Origin of the sequence: Bradyrhizobium sp. SHOUNA76 (assembly GCF_023006445.1) — a bacterium.
GTDB lineage: Bacteria > Pseudomonadota > Alphaproteobacteria > Rhizobiales > Xanthobacteraceae > Bradyrhizobium.
Map to the genome: position 1 here is coordinate 1 of NZ_JALBHA010000553.1, position 3,969 is coordinate 3,969.

Annotated in this window: 5 protein-coding genes and 1 pseudogene; 3 read left to right on the forward strand and 3 right to left on the reverse strand. The window is 65.4% G+C overall.

Features of this window, described 5'->3' with window-relative positions; translation table 11 throughout:
- On the forward strand, positions 1-502 hold a 502-nt coding region (locus MOV74_RS33070; RefSeq protein ID WP_246931193.1), incomplete at its 5' end, for a methyl-accepting chemotaxis protein.
- A gap of 102 nt (positions 503-604) precedes the next feature.
- Here the strand turns inward: MOV74_RS33070 and MOV74_RS33075 are convergent.
- Complete coding sequence (locus tag MOV74_RS33075; protein WP_246931194.1) at positions 605-1,195, reverse strand: NADPH-dependent FMN reductase; 591 nt, start codon at positions 1,193-1,195, stop codon at positions 605-607.
- Positions 1,196-1,346: 151 nt separating this feature from the next.
- Positions 1,347-1,547 carry a hypothetical protein gene (locus tag MOV74_RS33080; RefSeq protein WP_246931195.1) on the reverse strand — a complete coding sequence of 67 codons (201 nt, stop codon included), beginning with the start codon at positions 1,545-1,547 and terminating at the stop codon, positions 1,347-1,349.
- A 113-nt stretch (positions 1,548-1,660) separates the two neighbouring features.
- Here MOV74_RS33080 and MOV74_RS33085 point away from each other — a divergent pair.
- Positions 1,661-1,960: pseudogene (locus MOV74_RS33085) on the forward strand (HD-GYP domain-containing protein); the annotation flags it as partial.
- 362 nt (positions 1,961-2,322) lie between these two features.
- Here the strand turns inward: MOV74_RS33085 and MOV74_RS33090 are convergent.
- On the reverse strand, positions 2,323-3,000 hold the full coding sequence (locus tag MOV74_RS33090) for a nitroreductase (RefSeq protein ID WP_246931196.1): 678 nt from the start codon (positions 2,998-3,000) through the stop codon (positions 2,323-2,325).
- A 114-nt stretch (positions 3,001-3,114) separates the two neighbouring features.
- On the opposite strand from MOV74_RS33090, the gene MOV74_RS33095 reads away from it, so the two are divergent.
- On the forward strand, positions 3,115-3,969 hold an 855-nt coding region (locus MOV74_RS33095; RefSeq protein WP_246931197.1), incomplete at its 3' end, for an alpha/beta hydrolase.

The following is a 3,969-nucleotide window of genomic DNA, read 5'->3' on the forward strand; positions in this document are numbered from 1 at the left end:
CGTCGTCACGCTGATCCAGAGCATCGCCGAGCAGACCAACCTGCTCGCGCTGAACGCGACCATCGAGGCCGCCCGCGCCGGCGATGCCGGCCGCGGCTTTGCCGTGGTTGCTTCCGAAGTGAAGTCGCTGGCGGGCCAGACCGCCAAGGCCACCACCGAAATCTCCGAGCAGATCACGGCGATCCAGACCGCCAGCGACGAGACCGTGGCCGCGATCCGCAACGTCGCCGACGTCATCGGCGAGATCGACCAGATCGGCACCGCGATTGCCGCGGCGATCGAGGAACAGGGCTCGGCCACCAAGGAGATCGCCCGCAGCGTCCAGGAGGCCGCCCGCGGCACCCAGGAGGTCAACACCAACATCTCCGGCGTGCAGCGTGCTGCCGACGATACGGGAGCCGCCGCCAGGGAAGTGCAGGTCGCCGCCGAGCAGCTCTCGACCCAGTCGCGCGATCTCGCCGGACAGTTCGACCGCTTCCTCGGCGAGGTCAGGGCGGCGTAAGAGCAGCTTCGTAGCCCGGATGGAGCGCAGCGAAATCCGGGATTTCTGACGTCATCGGCACCGCCCCGGATTGCGCTGCGCTCCATCCGGGCTACGGGACCGTCAATACGGCGGCGCTTTCCGCGCCCGCTGGGCCTTCCCGGCCTCAATCCACCATTGGAGATCATCCGCAAAGCGCGGGAACGAGCGCTCCAGTGCCTTGCCGCCCTCGCCGATCGGCTCGCCGTCCTCGGACAGGGTCTGCGCGATCGGGCCGACGCCGATGGTGCTCGAGACCACCACCATCCCCATCTCCGACAGCGTGCCATGCCAGGCGGTGGCGGCGCGCGCGCCCGAGAGCCGACCAGCCGAATAGCTCACGATTGCCGCCGGGCGCCAGAACCACTCTTCGAGGAAGTGATCGGTGAGATTCTTCAGGCCGGGCTGGATGCCCCAATTGTATTCGCCGGTGACGAAGACGAAGCCGTCGGCGCCGCGGATCTGTTCGGCCAGCTTCTCCAGCGCCTCGGGCGCCGAGCCTTTGGGATATTCCTTGTACATGCGGTCGAGCATCGGCAGGCCGATCGCCTTGGCGTCGATGAACTCGACGTCCTCGCCGCGGCCGCGCAGCCGATTGATGACGAAATTCGCAAGGCGGATGCCCATGCGGTCGGAACGATAGGAACCGTAGAGGACGAGAATGCGATTGCTCATAGCCGGACGGTAGCACGAAACCGGCGTTCGCCGCCCTCGATTTGTCGAGCTATCGCCCGCGTCCGCGGTCGAGCGTTCGCGACGGCGTCTCGCCGAACTGGACAGTCCGAGCTTGCGCGATCTCCTCGCCGTAGATCGGCTGCGAGAGGTCCTAAGCGAGCAGCGCGTGGATGTCCTGGAACATTCTGAAACTTCGCTCGTCGTTGGGCCGCAGGTTCCAGCGGGACAAGACGACGCTTTCGAAGGCATCGTCAACGTCTCCGAGCAGAGAGTCCTTCATCGCCGCGCCCTTCAATGCAAGCTCCGGTGCCTCGACCGGGTCGGACGCCTCCGTCAGCACCTCCCGAACCACGCTGCGCAGCCGTGCAAGCCCGCCGCTGACGTTTCAAAATCTTAAAGCTTGAGCGCGTGTGCGGCCACGCCAATACCCTCCAGGATAAATTCACCGTTGCAGGCGAGCGACTCGCCGCCGGCTACGAATTTCTCAAGGGGCATGACGGGATCTCGTCGGAGATTCTCGACGCCGTTCGCCATCATCACGAGTACCTCGACGGGAGCGGCTATCCCGATGCGCTCTGCGGCGAGAGCATTGGCGACATCGTGCGGATTCTGACGATCTCGGACATTTTCGCGGCGCTGATCGAGCATCGGCATTACAAGCCGACCATGCCGCGCGGGGAGGCCTACAACGTTCCTTGCGGGATGAAGACGAAGCTGGAAAAGGCGCTGGTCGACTCATTCAAGCAGGTCGCGCTCACGCGGTGAGCGCGGCAGACCCGTCTCGAACGCGGCCTAATGCGTAGCGCGATATCTGGCGCGGCGCGGAATGGAGCGGCAGGCCAGCCCTTCCGCCAGCAGCCTCATGTCCTCGCGTCTGCCGCTGCGAATCAGCCGGCCGAACTCTTCGGGTGTGAAAGGAAGACTTGGATCATCATCGATCGGGTGCCGCATTCGCGGACCGAATAACCGTCGAACCAGGCTAGCCAGCCGCCGCATGTCAATTCCCTCGCGCCAGCAACAAACCTCACAGTCTGCATATTGTTCCTCCCGCCCCTTCGAGATTGCAAGTGGCAGCAAGGAGTCCACACCAAAAATTTCCGCCAGAGAATAATCTCCTCTTCGTCCTGCTAATCGGCAAAACCCACGTAACGCACGAACTCTCCATTGTGCTCGCGGTCCGAGCGAACGGCGTTGGCAGCAAAGCCGTCGTCGGGGTAGCCCATCGCGACGCAGGTCATGATGACCTCGTCCTCCGGAATCTTCGCGACCTCACGCACGATGTCGGAGCGCATGATGCCCTGCCCGTTGATGACAGAGCCGAGGCCGCGATCCCACGCTGCGAGCACGATGCCGTAGCAGAGCGCCCCGAGATCGAAATGGCAGACCGCGCCGGGATCGAGTGCGCGGTCGTAGGTCAAGACCAGCGAGACCGGCGCGTCGAACTGGCGGAAGCCACGCAACACCCAATCCTGCCGCATCGGCTTGTCGTCGCGCGCGATCCCCATCGCGCCGAACAGTTTCTTGGCGACGTCGACCTGCCGCGTGCGGTGCACGCCCTGGTACTCGCCATGACTGATGATGTCGCGCTTGACCTTGGCCCCGCCGACCATCTCCTCCATGTTGCGGCGGCGCACCTCTTCGAGCGGCGTGCCGGTCAGCACGTGGACATGCCAGGGCTGGGTGTTCATCGACGATGGCGCGCGTTTGGCGCTCTCGATGATCGCCTCGATCACCGCGCGCGGCACCGGCTCGTTCTTGAAGCCACGCACGCTGCGGCGCGACTGGACCAGCGTTTCGAATTCCACTCGTGAACCTCCCTGCCCGCTCGTCCGGCGTTGCGGCACACTGCCCGTTGCCGATGCGGCGGGCAAAATCTATGCTACCCCGCAAGCAAGACCAAGAACCCTGGAGGAGCCGCTATGGCCGCGCCACTTGACCCCTTCATCGCCCAGATCATTCCGCTCATGCCGATGCGCGATCCCACGGTCATGACGCCACAGAGCGCCCGCGATTCCTTGCGCCAACTAGCTGCTTCGCGCGCCGCCATCCCGCCACCGCCTGTCGATAGCGTCCAGGACATCAAGGTGAAAGGCGGCGCCGGCCCGCTCGACGCACGTGTCTACCGCGTCGGCACCACGCCCGCGCCGACCGTGGTGTTCTTCCATGGCGGCGGCTGGGTGGCCGGCGACCTCGAAACCCACGACCGGCAGGGGCGCAACCTCGCGATCGAGACCGGCGCGGTCGTCGTCTCCGTCGATTATCGACGCCCGCCTGAAACGCGCTTCCCCGGCGCCTTCGACGACGCCTTCGCTGCGGTGAATGACATCTTCAACCGCGTCGCGGAATTTGGCGGCGACGTAAAACGCCTCGGCGTTGCCGGCGACAGCGCCGGCGGCAATCTTGCTGCGACCACGGCGATTGCCTGCCGCGATGCCGGCATCAAGCTCGCCGCACAACTGCTGGTCTATCCCGTGACCGACGTCCTCGGCGGCTATGCCGATGCGCGCGAGAACGCGCGCTATCCCTCGCGTGACGAGAATGCCGAGGGCTACTTCCTGACGCGTGCCACGATGGAATGGTTTTGCGGCCATTATCTCGCCGATCCCAGCCACGCTGCGGACTGGCGCGTCTCGCCGCTGCGCGCGGCATCTCTCGCGGGTGTCGCACCCGCAATCCTGACCACCGCCTGGTTCGATCCCCTGCGCGATGAAGGCGCGGCTTATGCGCGGGCGCTGGAGGCCGCCGGGGTGCGCGTGAAGCACCATGAGGGCCCC